We start from the raw sequence: 16,871 nt of genomic DNA, 5'->3' as shown, positions 1-16,871 counted from the left end.
CTCTTTTGTACTGCGGGATTTATCTAAAGCCTTTTAGAACCACACACCCCCTACGTATCGAACCGCTGCACTACCAGCACGCCGTTTACGCGCGACAGGCGCTGGATGAGCTTGTTCAGGTGGGCGGTATCGTTGACGAACACCATGATCTGGCCCTCGAACATGCCGTCGTCGGAGTCGATGGTGATGGAGCGCATGTTTACCTTGAGGCTGTTGCTAATGATGCGCGTAACATCGTTCACGAGCCCTACCCTATCGGAGCCTTTGATGCGGATGCCGGCCAGGAACGCCAGCTCCAGCTGATCGGTCCATTTGGCGCGCACGATGCGGTTGCCGTAGTTGGACATCATCTGCACGGCTTTGGGGCAGGAGGTGCGGTGGATGACGATGCCGTCTTCCGTCTCGAAGCCGAACACATCATCGCCGGGAATGGGGTTGCAGCAGGGCGCAATGCTGTAGTCGAACTTGTCGGTCTGCTCCCCGATGACGAGCATGTTGGCGTTGACGCCGCGCACTTTCTGCACTTCGTGGTCAAAGGCTTTGGGCTCCAGCATCGACGGTGGCCGCGGAGCTTCTATTGCCGCGCTGAACAGGTCGGCCTTGATTTCGCGGCCGTCCAGCTGCCCAATGGCTAGGCGGTAGTAGAACTCCTGCACACTATAGGTGTTGAAGTGTGCCAGCAGCCGGTTCAGGTTTTCGGGTGAAAACTCTACGCCCAGCAACTCCAAGCGCTTTTCTACCAGGAAACGGCCATCCTCGGCCTTGGCGCGCTTATCGTCGCGGAGCCAGTCCTTGATTTTGGAGCGGGCCTTGGACGTAATGACGTACTGCAGCCATTCTTCGGTGGGCTTTTGCTTCTGCGAGGTCAGGATCTCGACCTGGTCGCCGTTGCGGAGCTGGTAGCTCAGCGGCTGCAGCTTCTGGTTGACTTTGGCTCCGAGGCACTGTAGGCCGATGTGGGTATGGATGTCGAAGGCGAAATCGAGGGCCGTGGCCTTGTCGGGCAGAATCACCAGCTTGCCTTTGGGCGTGAAGGCGTAGACTTCCTTCACGAACAGGTTCTGGCGGAACTCGTCCATGAATTCCAGGGCGCTGGAATTGTTGGTTTCGAGCATCTCGCGCACCTTGTTGATCCAGGCTTCCAGCGTCGACTCGGGCTGGATGGCGCCGGTTTCCTTGTACTTCCAGTGCGCGGCGTAGCCTTTCTCGGCAATGTCGTCCATGCGGCGGCTCCGGATCTGCACTTCCACCCACTGGCCCGAGCGGCTCATGACGGTGGTATGCAGGCTTTCGTAGCCGTTGGCTTTGGGCGTGCTCACCCAGTCGCGCAGGCGGTCGGGGTTGGGCTGATAGAAGTCCGTGACGATGCTGTAGACCTGCCAGCAAGCGGCCTTCTCCTGCTCCTGCGGCACCTCCAGAATCACGCGGATGGCAAACAGGTCGTACACCTCGTCGAAGGTGATGTTCTGCTTGCGCATCTTCTTTAAGATAGAGTAGATGCTTTTGGGGCGGCCCTTGATTTCAAACGCGAAGCCCTGCGCCGACAGCTCCTCGTCAATCGGCTGCACAAACTCCTTGATAAACCGGTTGCGGGCACTGCGGCTCTGACGCACGCGGTTTACCAGCTCGTTATACACCTCCGTGTCTGTATACTTGAGGTGCAGGTCTTCCAGCTCCGTCTTGATGGCGTAGAGACCCAGCCGGTGAGCCAGCGGCGCGTAGAGGTAGATGGTTTCCGACGAAATCTTGAGCTGCTTGTGGCGCGGCATCGAATCGAGGGTCCGCATGTTGTGCAGGCGGTCGGCGAGCTTGATGAGGATGACGCGCACGTCTTCGGAGAGTGTGAGCAGCATCTTGCGGAAGTTCTCGGCCTGCTCGGACGTGCCGTACTCGAACACGCCCGAAATCTTGGTCAGGCCATCCACGATGCGGGCCACCTTGACGCCGAACTCCCGCTCGACATCGGCAATTTCCCAGGGCGTGTCCTCTACCACGTCGTGCAGCAGCGCCGCCACGATGCTGGTGGTGCCCAGCCCGATTTCCTCCACCACAATCTGGGCCACGGCCAACGGGTGCAGAATGTAGGGCTCGCCGGACTTGCGGCGCATGTCTTTGTGAGCCTCCAGCGACGTATTGAAGGCTTTTTTGATCAGCTTGGCGTCGCCTTCCTTCAGATACGGCTTGGCCGTGCGGAGGAGGCGGCGGTATTGGCGCAGGATTTCCTGGCGCTCTATTTCGGGGTCGATAAGGGTGGCCATGCTACACGGGCGGCGCCAGGGCGCCAGGGTCAGGAAGTGCTAAAGTACGGGATGAAGCGCAAGCTTCGGCCTGCGCCGGACAGAATCCGGCCGCTGCCTATTCTCCAACAACGCGCTGCCCCGGATGGTGCACGCCGGCGGCCGGCACCGCCCAAACTGCCTTCGGGCAACCCCTGCCCGCTTGGCGCGCGGCGTAAAAGAGTTGGCCTGAAAGCTAAAGCGCCGGCTACATTGGAATTTTCAATTGCCTTACGTAGCTTTGCGCCCCCGAGGCAGTTGGCCTCCGGACGCGGATGTGGCGAAATTGGTAGACGTGCCAGACTTAGGATCTGGTGCCGCAAGGCGTGTGGGTTCGAGTCCCTCCATCCGCACAGTAGTCTGGTTTTGACTTTACAAACCGCTTCTCAAACCCTCAACCCACCCGTTGGGGGTTTCTTTTTAACCGGGTTTTGCCCGTTGTTTACACCCGTAGTACCCTTAACCGACCCTCGTTTTGGACATTACCCTCGACAAGAAAGACGACCAACTGAATGCCATCCTGACAGTAAACCTCACGGAGGCTGACTATGCTCCGGCGGTGGATGCCAAGCTGAAGGACTACAGCAAGAAGGCGCAGATCAAAGGGTTCCGCCCGGGCAAAGTACCGGCTACGCTGGTGCGCAAGATGTACGGCAAAGGCATCCTGGCCGACGAAATCAACGCGTTGCTGGGCAAGGCGGTTGACGGCTACATCAAAGACAACAACCTCAAAATCCTGGGCGAGCCCCTGCCGATGTCCAACAACATCGACCTGGACGCGCAGAAAGACTACGCTTTCCAGTTCGAGCTAGGTTTGCTGCCCGATTTCGAACTGCCCGCCGACCAGAGCGTTTCCGTTGACCGCCACAAGGTTGACCTCGACGAAAACACCCTCAACGAAACGTATGAGCAGATTGGCCGTCAGTTCGGCGAAAACTCGGAGCCCGAGGTTTCGGAAGCTGGCGACTACCTGACCGGCAAGCTGGCCAAAGCCGGCGAGGAAGGCGAAGGCCGTCCCGTGCTGCTGCCCATCAACAAAGTGAAGACCGGCGCTGACAAATTTGTTGGCGTGAAGTCGGGCGATGTGGTGACGTTCGACCTGAAGGAGGCTTTTGGCGACGAAACCGCTATCCGCAACTTCACCGGCTTCAGCAAGGACGAAGCCGCTGCCGCCGAAGGCGAATACACGCTGACGGTAGACAAAATCAACCGTAGCGCCGCCCCTGAGCACAACCAGGAGCTGTTCGACAAGGTGTTCGGCAAAGACATCGTGACCTCGAAAGAGGAGTACGAAGAGAAAGTGCGCAGCACGGTGCAGGAGAACTACGACCGGGAGTCGGACAACCTCTTGAACCGCCAGATCATCGACAAGATGCTGGAAAACACCACGATTGAGCTGCCGAAGGAGTTCTTCAAGAAGTGGCTGCTGCGTGCCAATGAAGGCAAGCTGACCGCCGAGCAGATCGAAGAGCACTACGACGACTACGAGAAGGAGCTGAAGTGGAGCCTGATCCGCAACAAAGTGGTGGAAGAGCAGGAGCTGAAAGTGTCCAACGAGGAAATCGTAGACCGCACGATGCAGAAAATCCTGGGCCAGTTTAACATGGAAATGACCCCGGAGCTGGAAGAGTCGGTGCGCGGCTTTGCTGACAACTACCTGCGTCAGGAGAACGGCAAGAACTACATCAGCGAGTATGAAGCCATTCTGGCAGAACGTGTGCTGGAAAACCTGCGCGGCAAAGTTGTTGTTAACGACAACCCGATTACGGCCGAGGACTTCCGCAATCAGAATGCCGGCTAACCGCTGACATTTTCGGTTTTCGAACCAACAAAAAGCCCTTACTTGCCGTATGGGCTTTTTTGTTGTCCATGCACTTCGTTTGATTCCTTTCATCTCCCTCATTTTCTCCCATGCTGAATAAGAAAGAGTTCCGCAAATTCGCCGTTCACGGCCAGGGCCTGAACGGGCTGGGCGTTGACCAATATATCCAACACGTAGAAGGCCAGACCCGCAACGGCCTGATCATGCCTACCGGCATGACCCGCTCGGTAATTGAGGAGCGCCCCACGCGTTTCGCTGAAATCGACGTGTTTTCGCGCCTGATCATGGACCGGATTGTGTTCCTGGGCACGGCCGTTGACGACTACATTGCCAACATCCTGACGGCGCAGATGCTGTTTCTGGAGTCGGTAGATGCCAAGAAGGACATTCTGCTCTACATCAACTCGCCCGGCGGCTCGGTGTATGCCGGCCTCGGCATCTACGACACCATGCAGTACGTGAACCCCGACGTGGCCACGATCTGCACGGGTCTGGCGGCCTCGATGGGTGCCGTACTGCTGGCCGGTGGCGCCAAAGACAAGCGTTCGGCTCTGCCCCACGCCCGCGTCATGATTCACCAGCCTTCGGGTGGCGCGCAAGGCCAGTCGTCGGATATCGAAATCACGGCCCGCGAGATCCTCAAGCTCAAGAAGGAGCTGTACGACATTCTGGCTGAGCACACCGGCAAAACCTACCAGGAAATCCACGACAACTCCGACCGTGACTACTGGATGCGCGCCGATGAGGCCAAAGAGTACGGCCTGATTGACGAGGTGCTGGAAAAGAAGAAGGCCGAGTAATCTGCCGAGAAGCGCCAAGCCTGGCCACGCCCGACATGACGCTCTTTACCAACTTACTACCCCAAAAAGGTCCGCTTCGGCGGACCTTTTTGCTTAAATAGAAGCCAGTACTGCCGGCACTTTTTTAGCCGTGCAGGGCGTTGGCCTTTTCGTACCTTTGAGTTGGAGCGGCGCAAGTGGCTGCTCCTCCCCTACCCTGAGAGCTTCCCTGGCAATGGCAGATATAACGTGTTCTTTCTGCGGAAAGAATAAAAAAGACGTCTCGGTTATGATTTCCGGCATCAACGCGCACATCTGTGAGCGGTGCGTCGGGCAGGCCCAGCAGATTCTGAACGAGGAAAACAAGATTCGGACGAGCTCGAAAGCGCCGAAATTCAACCTCGTGAAGCCCCGCGAGATGAAGGACTACCTCGACCAGTACGTGGTAGGCCAGGACGAAGCCAAGAAGGTGATGTCGGTAGCGGTGTACAACCACTACAAGCGCCTGATGCAGAAGCCGCAGAAGGATGACGTGGTGATTGAGAAGTCCAACATCATCATGGTGGGCGAAACCGGCACCGGCAAGACCTTCCTGACGCGCATGCTGGCCAACATCCTGCAGGTGCCCTTCTGCATTGCCGACGCTACCGTACTGACCGAGGCCGGCTACGTGGGCGAAGACGTGGAAAGCATCCTGACGCGCCTGCTGCAGGCCGCCGACTACAACGTGGAAGCGGCCGAGCGCGGCATCGTGTACATCGACGAAATTGACAAGATTGCCCGCAAGAGCGACAACCCCAGCATCACGCGCGACGTGAGCGGCGAGGGCGTGCAGCAGGCCATGCTGAAGCTGCTGGAAGGCACCACCGTGAACGTGCCCCCCCACGGCGGCCGCAAGCACCCCGAGCAGAAAATGATTACGGTGAACACCGAGAACATCCTGTTCATCTGCGGCGGCGCCTTCGTGGGTATTGAGCGCATCATCAAAAACCGCCTCAACACCAAGCCGATTGGCTTCGCTAAGACGCAGCTCGACGAGAAGGTGGACACCAACAACTTCCTGCGCTACGTAACGGCCCAGGACTTAAAAGCCTTCGGGCTGATTCCGGAGCTGATTGGGCGCCTGCCGGTGCTCACGCACCTCAACCCGCTCGACCACGCCACGCTGCGCAAAATCCTGACGGAGCCCAAGAACTCCATCGTGAAGCAGTACCAGCGCCTCTTCGACATGGAAGGCATTCAACTCAGCTTCTCGGAAGGCGCCCTGGAGTACATTGTGGTGAAGGCCGACGAGTACCGCCTCGGGGCCCGCGGCCTGCGCAGCATCTGCGAAGGCATCATGACCGACGCCATGTTCGACATGCCCTCCGAAGAAGGCGTGAAGGAGCTGGTGATTGACGAAGACTACGCCCGGAGCAAGTTTGAGCAGACGGCATTGAAGCAGCTGCGCGCGGCGTAGGCTTTAATTTACATCCTTCGCAAGAGGGATAAAGGACCTGAGTTTAAAGGTTACTTTGACTATTGACTTTGCAATGTCGTTAGTTGGTGTTCTGACGTTCTCCTCACTTGTAACTGTGTTGACAACCCAAAACCTGACGAACATGATGACAACGTTCATAAGTGTAGTAGGTGGAGTAGCTCTCGTGGGGGAACGGTTCCAGGCTCCAAGCTATCAGACATTGGAAGCATAGAAAGGGTAATCTGAATTCAGGATTGAGAGCGGGGGTTCGAGTCCCCCACCCCCACCAGACTCAAAAAAGCCTCGTCAGAAAATTCTGACGAGGCTTTTATTTTTTGTCGTAAATCGAATTACCCCTTCAAATACCCCACCATCAGCTTGGCGGCCTTCTCGGCGGACTTTTGCTGGCCTAGCTTCTCGCGGATTTCGGCGTAGTCGGCCTTTTGCTTCGCAATGAAGGCCTCGTCGGCGGTAATTTTCTTGAGCTCGGTGACGAGGTTGCGGGAGTTGAACTCGCCCTGAATCAGCTCTTTCACCACTTCCTTATCGGCAATGAGGTTGACGAGGGAAATGTAGGGCACCTTGATAACGGCTTTTCCTATTGCGTAGGACACGGCGCTGGTGCGGTAGCAGACCACCTGCGGCACGTTGAAGAGGGCCGTTTCCAGCGTGGCGGTGCCGCTGGTGACCAGCGCGGCCTTGGCGTGCGCCAGCAGATCGTAGGTCTGGTCGAAGATGATGCGGACGTTGTTGCGCTCGAAGTGGGCGTAGTAATTGGGGTCGAGGTTGTCGACGCCGGCCACGATGAACTGGTACTGCAGAAACGGCGGGATGATGGCCGTCATTTCGTAGAGCATTTCCTCGATTTCCTGCTTGCGCGAGCCGGGCAGCACCGCAATAATGGGCCGCTCGGGGTCGAGGTGGTTGCGCTGGTAGAAATCGGTGGCAGCCTGGTGCTCGGCTACCGAGTCGGAAATGGGGTTGCCGATGTAGTCGACTTCGTAGCCAAAGCGCTGGTAGAAGTCTTTCTCGAAGGGCAGAATGACGAACATGCGGTCCACGAGCTTCTTCACGCTGTGGACGCGCCCCTGGTTCCAGGCCCAGATTTTGGGCGAAATGTAGTAGAACACCTTAATGCCCTGCTCCTTGGCAAACTTGGCCACCCGCATATTGAAGCCGGCATAGTCCACCAGAATCAGCACGTCGGGCTTGTACTGGAGCAGGTCGCGCTGGGCTTCCTTGAGATAGCCGCGGAACTTGAGCACGCTCGTGGCCGCCTCCCAAAACCCCATGATGGCCATTTCCTGGTAGTGGCGCACCTGGGTGCCGCCTACTGCCTGCATCTGGTCGCCTCCCCAGAACCGGAAATCCGCCTGCGGGTCTTGGTGCTGCAGCTCGGCCATCAGGCTAGCCGCATGGAAGTCGCCGGACCGTTCGCCAGCAATGAGGTAGTATTTCATTTTTGAATTAATAATTAGTAATTAAGAATTAAGAGTTTTAGCAATCAAAACTTAGCGCTAAGCAGCATATCACTCAGCGTCAATTCTTAATTACTAATTCCTAATTATTAATTATTCCCCGAGGTACTCCACGAAGTTGCGCGGGGTCTCGTAGAGCTTGATGCTGTGCAGGCGGGCAGCGGAAATCCGCTCGATTTCGGGCGCCAGAATCTGCCAGAAGGCAATGGCCAGGTTTTCGGTGCTGGCCATCTGGCCCTGCATGAACGGCACGTCGAGGTTCAGGTTTTTGTGGTCTACCTGGTCGATGATGTGCGTGCGGATGACGGTGCTGAGCTGCTTGAGGTCGATGACGAAGCCGGTTTCGGGGTCGGGCTTGCCCTTCACGGTCACGATGAGGTCGAAGTTGTGGCCGTGCCAGTTGGTATTGGCGCAGGGGCCGAACACTTCCCGGTTGCGCTCTTCGCTCCACTTGGGGTTGTAGAGCTTGTGGGCGGCGTTGAAGTGTTCCTGTCGGCTGATGTAAATCATTCGGTGCTGTACTGAGTATTTGATGGCTGATGGAGTGACGGATGCAGCCCGTAAGCTGACAGCCAATCCGGTAGAACGAAGCGCATGGCCAGCCGCTGATTGGATGCAATCAGCGGAGCGGCGCATGGGAAAATCAGCGCATCAACCTTTATTCCGCAGCAAATATACGAAGAACGGTACGCCGAACAGGGCCGTGACCAGGCCGACCGGCAGGCCGGCCGGCGGGTAGAGCACCCGGGCCAGCAGGTCGCAGGCCAGCAGAAAATTGGCCCCGAGCAGGGCGCAGAACAGCATGTTGGCCCGGCCCGTGACGCCCAGCAGCCAGCGCGTGAGGTGCGGCACCATCAGTCCCACAAACCCCACCGGGCCGCACAACGCCACCACGCAGCCCGTGAGGGCCGAGGCCGTGAGCAGCAACAGCCAGCGCGTACGGGCAACGTGCACGCCCAGCGCCTGTGCCCGTTCTTCGCCCAGCAGCAGAATGTTTAGGTCTTTCTGCACGAAGCCGAACAGCAGCAGCGCCGCCGCCAGCAGCAGCGCTGGATACGGCAGCACCGCCCACCCAGCCCGCTCGAAGCTGCCAGCGGCCCAGAACGTGACGCTACGCAGCCGCTCCTGCGTGGCCGACAAAAACGTGAACACGCCCCCGATGGCCGTGGTGAGGGAGCCCAGCGCCACCCCCGCCAGCAGCAGCTGCGCCGGCAGAATCTGGCCCCGGCGGCTGCCCACGGCCACCACCACCAGCGTGGTGCCCAGTGCCCCGGCCAGCGCAAACAGCGGCGGCAGATAGAAGCCGCCCACCGTGAGCACCGGCAGCAGCGAATACGCCAGAATAGCCCCCAACGACCCACCCGACGCCGTCCCGAGCAGGTACGGGTCGGCCAGCGGATTATTGACCATGGCCTGCATCAGGTAGCCGCTGAAGGCCAAGCTGCCGCCGGCCAGCAGGGCCAGCAGAATCCGGGGCAGGCGCAGTTCCAGCAGCACTAGCTGGGCGGGGTCCTGGGGGTTGTAGTGCGTGAGCGTCTGCCAGACGAAGCTATAGCTTGTAGCGTAGGACCCAATGCGCAGCCCCAGCACCACCAGCCCCAGCATCAGCAGCAGGCTGGCCACAATCCAGGGCAAAGCAGGTCGGTTCATCAGCGGCAAAAGTAGTGGCTGCCTGTCATTCCGAGCGCAGCGAGAAATCTGAGCTACATACATAGCAGCAACTCGGATTCCTCGCTGCGCTCGGAATGACAGTTAATTTCCCTTCAACAGCCGCTGCAGCTCCCGCACCGACTCTACCACGCGCGGGCCGGGCCGCTCCATGAGGCTGCCGGTGATGCCGTAGACGCGGCGCTGCTGATACGCCTGGATGCGCTTTAGCTCAGGGTAGTTGCGGAAAAACGTGCTATCGAGCTTGCCGAAACTGCCGCCGATGAGCACATCGGGGTTGAGCTTCAGAATGTATTCGCGAGTGAGGGCCGGGTAGGGCTGCGCGAACTGCTCAACCACGGCGTTCTGGCCGCCGGCCAGCCGGATTTTATCGGTGAAGAGCGTGTTCTGGCCGTAGGCGTAGATGGGGTCTTGCCAGGTGATTGCCAGCACCCGGGGCGGCTTCTGGCGCGGCGGCGGGGCCGCCGCCACGGCCCGCAGCTCCCGCCGCAGCGAGTCGGTGAGGCGGCGCGCCTGGGGCTGGCGGCCCAGGATGCGGCCGATGTCCTGCAGGCCCCGGAACACGTCTTCCACCGTCATGAAGCGCTGGTAGTATACCGGAATGCCGAAACTGGCCAGCCGCGCCGCGTCTTCCTGCGACGTAATGCCTTCCACGGTAAACACCACATCAGGGTGCAGGGCCACCAGCTTTTCCATGTCCAGCGGGTAGCTGTTGACGACCGGCTTGCGCAAGGCCGCCGCCGGATAGTCGCAGACCTGGGTGCGGGCCACGATGATGGCCGTATCAGCCACGGCGTAGAGCATTTCGGTACTGGAAGCGGCCAGCGCCATGATGCGGCGCGGCCGGGCGGCTACCTGCAGCGGGCGGCCCAGGTCGTCGCGGAGCTGCTGGGGGGCGGCGGGCGGCGCGGTAGTAGTGGCAGGCGGATCAGATTGGCAGGCGGCCAGTGCGGCCAGCAGCAGCGGCGTCAGGCGCCGGAGTAGGAAAGGCATGCCTCAAAAGTACCACCAAGCAGCGCTTCCGCCACGGCCCGATTTCCGGTATTTCGCATGGCCAGACAAAGCGCTTGTTTCAGCTTCGGCGGGAAAGAAATCGGCGGCATCTCAACAATCCGCGTAGTCTGTGCTTTACTTTTGATGAAAATTCCTGCCTTATGATAGTCGTCACCGGAGCCGCCGGCTTTATTGCCAGCTGCCTTGTTACCCGCCTCAACGCCGCCAAGTTCAACGACATTGTGGTGGTCGATAACTTCGCCGTGGAGCGCAAGCTGGCCAACCTAACCGGCAAGCACCTGCGCGAATACGTGGACCGCAACGAGTTTTTTGACTGGCTCGATGTCCACCACGCCGACGTGGAGTTTGTCTTCCACCTCGGCGCCCGTACCGACACCACCGAGCAGGACCGCGCCGTGCTGGATTTGCTCAACCTCGACTACTCCAAGCGGATGTGGCAGGCCTGCGTGCAGTACCAGCTGCCGCTGGTGTACGCTTCGTCGGCGGCCACCTACGGCTCGGGCACGCTCGGCTACTCCGACCACGACGACGCGCTGCTGCCGCTCTACCGCCCGCTCAACCCCTACGGCGACTCCAAGAACGACTTCGACAACTGGGCCATCAACCAGCCAGAAAAGCCGTTTTTCTGGGCGGGCCTGAAGTTTTTCAACGTGTACGGTCCCAACGAGTACCACAAGGGCCGCATGGCATCCGTGATTCTGCACGCCTTCGAGCAGATCCGCAAGACGGGCTCTATGACGCTGTTCCGCTCGCACAACCCCAACTTCACCGACGGCGGCCAGATGCGCGACTTCGTGTACGTGAAGGACGTGGTGGAAGTGTGTTTGTTTTTGATGCACCACCGCCGCAACTCCGGCATCTACAACCTGGGCACCGGTGAGGCCCGCACCTTCCTCGACCTGGCCCTCAATACCTTCGCCGCCCTCGACCGCACGGCCGACATCCGGTTCGTGGACACGCCGGAGGACATTCGCGACAAGTACCAGTACTTCACGCAGGCCGACATGAGCAAGCTGCGCAGTATCGGCTACGAGCGGCCCTTCACCCGCCTCGAAGACGGCATCGACGATTACGTGCGCAACTACCTGGTGCCGGGCGCCTATCTGTAAAGGGCCCTAATTTTATTGCGCGCCGACTTTCGGCCGCTGGCCGCCTGTTTTCTGAGGCAGAATATGGCCTAACAGCATCAGCAGCCCGGTTGTGGTAGTTCCACGGCCGGGCTGCTGAGCGTATGAGGTTCGGCCACTGGCGGCCCGGATTTGTTAAGAACTATTTTTCACGCATTTTTTCGGGCTCATTCGCCACCCCATACTCCTCTTCCCTCTCTTGCAGCAGCCAACAATCACGATTCTGGGAGGAGGCTTTTCGGGCTCGATGGTGGCGCTGCAGCTGGCGCGGCAGCCGGGAGCGTGGCATGGCGGCACGGTGCATCTGGTAGAGCCGCGGCCGGTGCCCGGGCCCGGCCTGGCCTACACCGCCCGCCGCCCCGAGTACCTGCTCAACGTGCGCGCCGCCGCCCTCAGCGCCTTCCCCGACCAGCCCACCCACTTCACCGACTGGCTGCAGGTTAATGAGTTGACGTGTGAGCAGGAGTTTTGCTCGCGCCAAACCTACGGCCGCTACCTGCAGGAGCTGGTAGCCGGCCTGCTGGCAGGCCCGGCCGCCAACGGCCTGCGGTTTGAGTGGCACCCACAAGCCGCCACGGCCGCCGAAGTGGCGCCCGATGGCCGGCGCGCTACCGTGCACCTGCCCGATGGTACCTCGCTAATTTCGGATGCCGTGGTGCTGGCCCTTGGCAATTTCCCGCCTCTCTTCCCTGCCGGGCCGGGCGCCTACCTCACGCACCCCGGCTTCCACGGCAACCCGTGGGCGGCCGGCGCTTTGCGTACCATTGGTCTGGATGAAGAAGTGCTGCTGATTGGCTCGGGCCTGACCGCCGTGGACGTGCTGCTGGGTTTGCGTGCCGACGGCCACCGGGCGCCGGTAACCATTGTGTCGCGGCACCAGCGCTGGCCGGTGGTGCACGGGCCGGCCACGGCGCCCTACCCCAGCTTCTACCAGACTGACCTGCTGGGCCTGACCTCCGTGGGGAAAGTGCTGGCCGCCGTGCGCCGCCGCATCCGGCAGGCCGCCACCCAGGGCCATGATTGGCGGCCAGTGTTCGACTCGCTCCGCCCACACCTGGGGCAGATCTGGGCGGCGTGGCCAGCGGCGGAGCAGGCGCGGTTTCTGCGGCATCTGGCGTCGTTGTGGGCGGTGCTGCGCCACCGCAGCCCCCCGCAGAACGACGCCATCGTACGCGACATGCTGGCCACCCGCCAGGCCCGCATGCACCTGGGCCGGGTGCGCGGCATCACGGTAGCCGACAACCACGACCTGCTGGTGCACACGCAGCATCAGCACACCGAATCCGTGTTGCGCACGCGGCACGTCGTCAGCTGCACCGGGCCGCTGCTCGACTACAGCCGCATCAACGACCCGCTGGTAGCTAGCTTGCGCGATGCCGGCCAGCTCGTGCCGGACGCGTTGCGGCTGGGCATCCAGACCGATGCGCACGGGGCGCTGCTGAACCGGCACGGGCAGCCGTCACAAGTGCTGTTTACGCTGGGCCCCAGCCGCCGCCCCGCCTACTTCGAGTCGACGGCGGTGCCGGAGCTGCGGGAGCAGGCCGTGGCGCTGGCGCGGGAGCTGGCTGGCCGCTGGCAGCAGCAATAGGCACGCAAAAGCCCTGAACCGTGCTGGCTCAGGGCTTTTTGATGGTGGTTTTTATTCCCCGGCGGGCTTAGGCGGCCTGCTCATCGGGGTAGAGCGGCAGCACCGGCGTGGAGGGGCGGATGGAGAATTCGCGCACACCGGAAGCCGGCGGCACCAGGGCCGGGCCCACAGCCGATTCGGCGCGGTTGCGGCGCAGGGCCCGCATCAGCAGGTACTTATATTTCTCGGCGTCGGCCAAGGCGGCTTCCACGGCGCGCAGCGCATCGGTGTAGGCTACTACGGGCACCGATTCGGCTGCTTCGCCCGTTGGATACGTCAGTTCAAAAACCGGGCATTGCAGGTATTCAGCAGGCGTTTTCATAGGGGAAAGTTACCAGATTCCGGGGTTGAAATCCTAACAAAATACTAACATTGCTAGCATTTTATTGATTCCGTATACGTCAACTATTTTCTTTGGATTTATAATTTCTAATTTGTTGATTTTCAGTATCATACATCACGAATAACATATTTACAAGACACTCATTCTCAGACAGTCACCGCCTAGTATATTTCTTTCGGCTTCCAGGCTGTTGCTGAGGGCTAAACACGCAGCCGCCCGCTACCAGTCTATCGGCAGCGGGCGGCTGATCTGTGCTGAGCTTCTCGCTTACTCGGCGGCAATCCGCAGCACGATCTTGCCAAACTGCAGGCCTTCGTCCATGCGGCGCAGGGCCGCTTCGCCCTCGGCCAGCGCAAACGTCTCGTCAATTTCCGGCACGATGCCGTGCTGCTCGAACAGCTCGGCCATGGCGGCAAAGTCCTGCTCAGTGCCCATGGTGGAGCCCAGGATGGACAGTTGCTTCCAGAACACCTTAGCGGCCGGCACTGAGGGCATATTGCCCAGCGTGGCCCCGTAGAACACGATGCGCCCGCCTGGGGCGGCAGCATCCAGCAAATCGAGGAAGCCCGGCCCGGCCGCGCTGTCCACGATGACGTCGAAGCCGCCGCCGGCCTGCTTGGTGAGCGTGGCGGGCCACTTTTCCGCCTTATAGCTGATGCCGCCTTTGGCGCCCAGGGCCACGGCGCGGGCAATTTTCTCTTCCGAGCCCGACGTCACCCACACTTCCGCGCCCACGGCCACAGCCATCTGCAGGGCCAGCAGTGCCACGCCGCCGCCCACGCCACTGATGAGCACCCGCTCGCCGGGCTGCAGCGCCGCCCGCGTAAATACGGCGCGGTAAGCCGTGACGCCGCCCAGCGGCAGTGCGGCAGCCTGCTCGAAGCTCAGGTGGGCAGGCTTGGCCCGCACCTGCCGGGCTTCCACGCACACGTATTCGGCGAAGGTGCCGTCCTGCGGCAAGCCCAGAATCTGGAAGTCGCGGCCCTGGGCGGCGGGGTGCTCGCCCCACTGCCGGCCGGGGTTGATGAGCACGGCCTGGCCCAGCAGGCTGGCATCGGCGCCTTCGCCAACGGCCGTCACGGTGCCGGCACCATCGGAGCCGAGGATGATGGGGAATTTCAGGCCGGCATACTGGCCCTTCTGAATCCAGACGTCGCGGTGGTTGAGGGCGGCGGCGTGCAGGCGCACCTGCACCTCACCGGCTGCCGGCTGCGGGGTGGATACTTCGCGCAGCTGCACGGCCTGGTTGATGCCATCAAGAACTAGAGCTTGCATATTTTTAGTGATGAGGTGATGAGGTGATGGAGTTATGAGGTGATGAGGTGACAGGTAACACGTGACAGGTAGCGGGTGACAGGTAACACGTGACAGGTGATAGAGAAGAAGCTGCTGCCACGGAGCGACTGTTTGCACCGAGGCGACGGAAAAGCTTCTGACACCGGAGGGCGTACAGGCTCCGGATAACGGGGATTCCCGCCAGGTGCTCGGTCGGCTGCCGTACTGTTGGACGGCTTACAGAAAACGTGCTTTCAGCTCGGGAGTTGGCAGCCAGCAAGCTTCCTGGCGGCCAAACCAGCGGTAGCGGTTGCGCGCCACCCAGCGGTACACGGCGTCGCGCAGGGGGCGCGGGGCCCATCGGCCCACCCGGGCCAGCACTGCCCACCCGCCGCCGAGGCCGGCCAGAATGCCCAGCGCCGCCGCCGAATGCGTGTAGGCCTGTCCATCGGCCACCAGCACCACCGAGTCGGGCTCGGGGGGCGCGGGCAGGCGGTATTCGCGCAGCAACGCCTGCCCCGCCGCCGACTGCAGGGCCGCAAACCGGAACCGGCCGGCCGGATCGTGCTCAATTACAAACTGCACAAACCCGTTGCAGAGGTTGCACACGCCATCAAAGAGCACAATATGGGAGGAAGCAGGCATGGGCAGGAAAGCGGGCGGTTTGGGTACAGGACTGCCTGAGCGGCCGGATTGTTTCGGCGCGGCCGTAGCTACGCTAGCGCGTGCCGGCTTCGGCCACCGGTAGCAGGTCGCAGTACCAGAAGCCGGGCGCGAAGGGGTCGGGGGCGGCGGGTTCGGCCGGGGCTTCTGCCGGAGCCTCCGCCCCCGGGGCGGGTGGGCAAACGGTGCTGGCGGCAGCCGGCCGCTGGTAGGTGCGGCGCACGATGTCGCCCTGTTCGAAGGCAATGGGCGCGCTGAAGTACGGCGCGTCGAACACGAAGCTGTGGTACTCGCCGTTTTCGCCGCAGCTGTCCACGCCGGGCGGCAGGTCGCGCAGGAAGTCGGCGTCCAGCTCGCGGCCACAGAAGCTGGCGTCGAGGTACTTCTCGTTGACGCACACCACCACGGCCCGGAAGCCCAGGTCGAGGTATTCGCGCAGCAGATCGGCGTTGGGGCGCTGCCAGAGCGGAAACACGGCTTCCATGCCCACCCGCGCCAGCTGCTGCTCGCGGTAGTGGCGCAGGTCTTCGAGGTAGATGTCGCCGAAGACGGCGTGCTGGATGCCGTGGGCCTGCAGCGGTGTCAAGGTGGCGGCCATCAGACGCTCGTAGTCGTCCATGTCGGGCATTTCGGGCAGCTCCAGCTTGGTGAGCGGCAGGCCGATGCGCTGGGCCTGCTGCTCCAGCAGCGCCACCCGCACCCCGTGCATCGACACGCGCTGGTAGTGAGCGTTGACGCTGGTGAGCAGGTCGGTGACGTGGTAACGAGGGTCGCGCAGGGCGTGGTAGAGGGCGAGGGCCGAGTCTTTGCCCCCGCTCCAGTTCATGAGGGTTGGGGCGGGCATGCGCCAAAGGTAGGGCCGCCAGCACACCGCGCAAGTCGGCGGCAACCGAAGCAGGTGCTATGCCGTTTGCCTAGAAGCTACTGGCTATCCGCTCATCTTTTTACTACTACTTCACCTGCTTCAACTCTCATGAAACGTCTTCCTTCCCTCCTTGTAGCCTGCAGCCTGGGCCTGGCCTTCACCGCCTGCGACTACAACAAAACGCCCGGTAAAGACCCGCAAGCCAGCCAGGACTTCACCGAAGCTCCTGCCGCTACCACCAATGAAACCGAGCGGGACAGCCTCAGCGGCGGCCAGCGCGTGGAAACGCCCACCGGCAAAGGCTCCGCAGCCGACCAGAAAACGTCGGCAGATGCCGGCCTGCAGAGTGCCCCCGGCAATGCCAGCTCGCCGGTCAACAACATGCCGCAGGAGTCGCCCGAAGCCCGCTCTACCGTCGGCAAAGACTAGGTTCTCCAATGCAAAAAAAAGCCCGCCAGCGCTATGCTGGCGGGCT

At 61.2% G+C, this 16,871-nt stretch carries 15 protein-coding genes and 2 tRNA genes; 8 read left to right on the top strand and 9 right to left on the bottom strand.

Annotation, left to right across the window (positions count from 1 at the left end):
- Positions 1-50: 50 nt before the first annotated feature.
- Positions 51-2,258 carry a RelA/SpoT family protein gene (locus N008_RS13930; RefSeq protein WP_044016823.1) on the bottom strand — a complete coding sequence of 736 codons (2,208 nt, stop codon included), beginning with the start codon at positions 2,256-2,258 and terminating at the stop codon, positions 51-53.
- 289 nt (positions 2,259-2,547) lie between these two features.
- Here N008_RS13930 and N008_RS13925 point away from each other — a divergent pair.
- From N008_RS13925 to N008_RS23205, 5 genes are all read left to right on the top strand, one after another.
- Positions 2,548-2,629, top strand: a tRNA-Leu gene (locus tag N008_RS13925).
- A gap of 122 nt (positions 2,630-2,751) precedes the next feature.
- Positions 2,752-4,077, top strand: a complete 1,326-nt coding sequence (gene tig / locus N008_RS13920) for a trigger factor (protein ID WP_044016821.1) — start codon at positions 2,752-2,754, stop codon at positions 4,075-4,077.
- Positions 4,078-4,187: 110 nt separating this feature from the next.
- Positions 4,188-4,898, top strand: a complete 711-nt coding sequence (locus tag N008_RS13915; protein WP_044016820.1) for a ClpP family protease — start codon at positions 4,188-4,190, stop codon at positions 4,896-4,898.
- Between the two features lie 214 nt (positions 4,899-5,112).
- On the top strand, positions 5,113-6,336 hold the full coding sequence (gene clpX / locus N008_RS13910) for an ATP-dependent Clp protease ATP-binding subunit ClpX (protein ID WP_044016818.1): 1,224 nt from the start codon (positions 5,113-5,115) through the stop codon (positions 6,334-6,336).
- Between the two features lie 186 nt (positions 6,337-6,522).
- A tRNA-OTHER gene (locus N008_RS23205) sits at positions 6,523-6,625 on the top strand.
- A 61-nt stretch (positions 6,626-6,686) separates the two neighbouring features.
- Here the strand turns inward: N008_RS23205 and lpxB are convergent.
- From lpxB to N008_RS13890, 4 genes are all read right to left on the bottom strand, one after another.
- Positions 6,687-7,796: a lipid-A-disaccharide synthase gene (gene lpxB / locus N008_RS13905; RefSeq protein ID WP_044016816.1), complete on the bottom strand. Its 1,110-nt coding sequence runs from the start codon at positions 7,794-7,796 to the stop codon at positions 6,687-6,689.
- 111 nt (positions 7,797-7,907) lie between these two features.
- The gene (locus tag N008_RS13900; protein WP_044016814.1) at positions 7,908-8,324 is read right to left on the bottom strand and encodes a 6-pyruvoyl trahydropterin synthase family protein; all 417 of its coding nucleotides are present in this window, start codon (positions 8,322-8,324) and stop codon (positions 7,908-7,910) included.
- Between the two features lie 141 nt (positions 8,325-8,465).
- Entirely contained in the window at positions 8,466-9,464 is a 999-nt protein-coding gene (locus N008_RS13895) for a FecCD family ABC transporter permease (RefSeq protein WP_052381883.1), read from the bottom strand.
- Between the two features lie 102 nt (positions 9,465-9,566).
- A complete protein-coding gene (locus N008_RS13890; protein ID WP_044016811.1) occupies positions 9,567-10,475 on the bottom strand; it encodes an ABC transporter substrate-binding protein in 909 nt (302 codons plus the stop codon).
- A 161-nt stretch (positions 10,476-10,636) separates the two neighbouring features.
- On the opposite strand from N008_RS13890, the gene rfaD reads away from it, so the two are divergent.
- A complete protein-coding gene (gene rfaD / locus N008_RS13885) occupies positions 10,637-11,605 on the top strand; it encodes an ADP-glyceromanno-heptose 6-epimerase (protein ID WP_044016809.1) in 969 nt (322 codons plus the stop codon).
- 217 nt (positions 11,606-11,822) lie between these two features.
- Positions 11,823-13,211: an FAD/NAD(P)-binding protein gene (locus N008_RS13880; RefSeq protein WP_071884541.1), complete on the top strand. Its 1,389-nt coding sequence runs from the start codon at positions 11,823-11,825 to the stop codon at positions 13,209-13,211.
- Positions 13,212-13,278: 67 nt separating this feature from the next.
- Here N008_RS13880 and N008_RS13875 read toward each other — a convergent pair whose 3' ends face one another.
- From N008_RS13875 to N008_RS13860, 4 genes are all read right to left on the bottom strand, one after another.
- On the bottom strand, positions 13,279-13,572 hold the full coding sequence (locus tag N008_RS13875) for a hypothetical protein (protein WP_044016807.1): 294 nt from the start codon (positions 13,570-13,572) through the stop codon (positions 13,279-13,281).
- 288 nt (positions 13,573-13,860) lie between these two features.
- Positions 13,861-14,868: a zinc-binding dehydrogenase gene (locus N008_RS13870; protein ID WP_044016805.1), complete on the bottom strand. Its 1,008-nt coding sequence runs from the start codon at positions 14,866-14,868 to the stop codon at positions 13,861-13,863.
- Between the two features lie 237 nt (positions 14,869-15,105).
- Positions 15,106-15,513 (bottom strand): thiol-disulfide oxidoreductase DCC family protein, encoded by a 408-nt coding sequence (locus tag N008_RS13865; RefSeq protein ID WP_044016803.1) that lies wholly within the window; start codon positions 15,511-15,513, stop codon positions 15,106-15,108.
- Between the two features lie 73 nt (positions 15,514-15,586).
- The gene (locus tag N008_RS13860) at positions 15,587-16,375 is read right to left on the bottom strand and encodes a diphthine--ammonia ligase (protein WP_071884540.1); all 789 of its coding nucleotides are present in this window, start codon (positions 16,373-16,375) and stop codon (positions 15,587-15,589) included.
- A 129-nt stretch (positions 16,376-16,504) separates the two neighbouring features.
- Here N008_RS13860 and N008_RS13855 point away from each other — a divergent pair, with 129 nt between their 5' ends.
- A complete protein-coding gene (locus N008_RS13855) occupies positions 16,505-16,825 on the top strand; it encodes a hypothetical protein (RefSeq protein WP_044016801.1) in 321 nt (106 codons plus the stop codon).
- Positions 16,826-16,871 lie beyond the last annotated feature (46 nt).

It is taken from the genome of Hymenobacter sp. APR13, assembly GCF_000737515.1.
Lineage (GTDB): Bacteria > Bacteroidota > Bacteroidia > Cytophagales > Hymenobacteraceae > Hymenobacter.
Note: the sequence above shows the minus strand (reverse complement) of the source record. Positions and strands in the feature narration are given on the sequence as shown.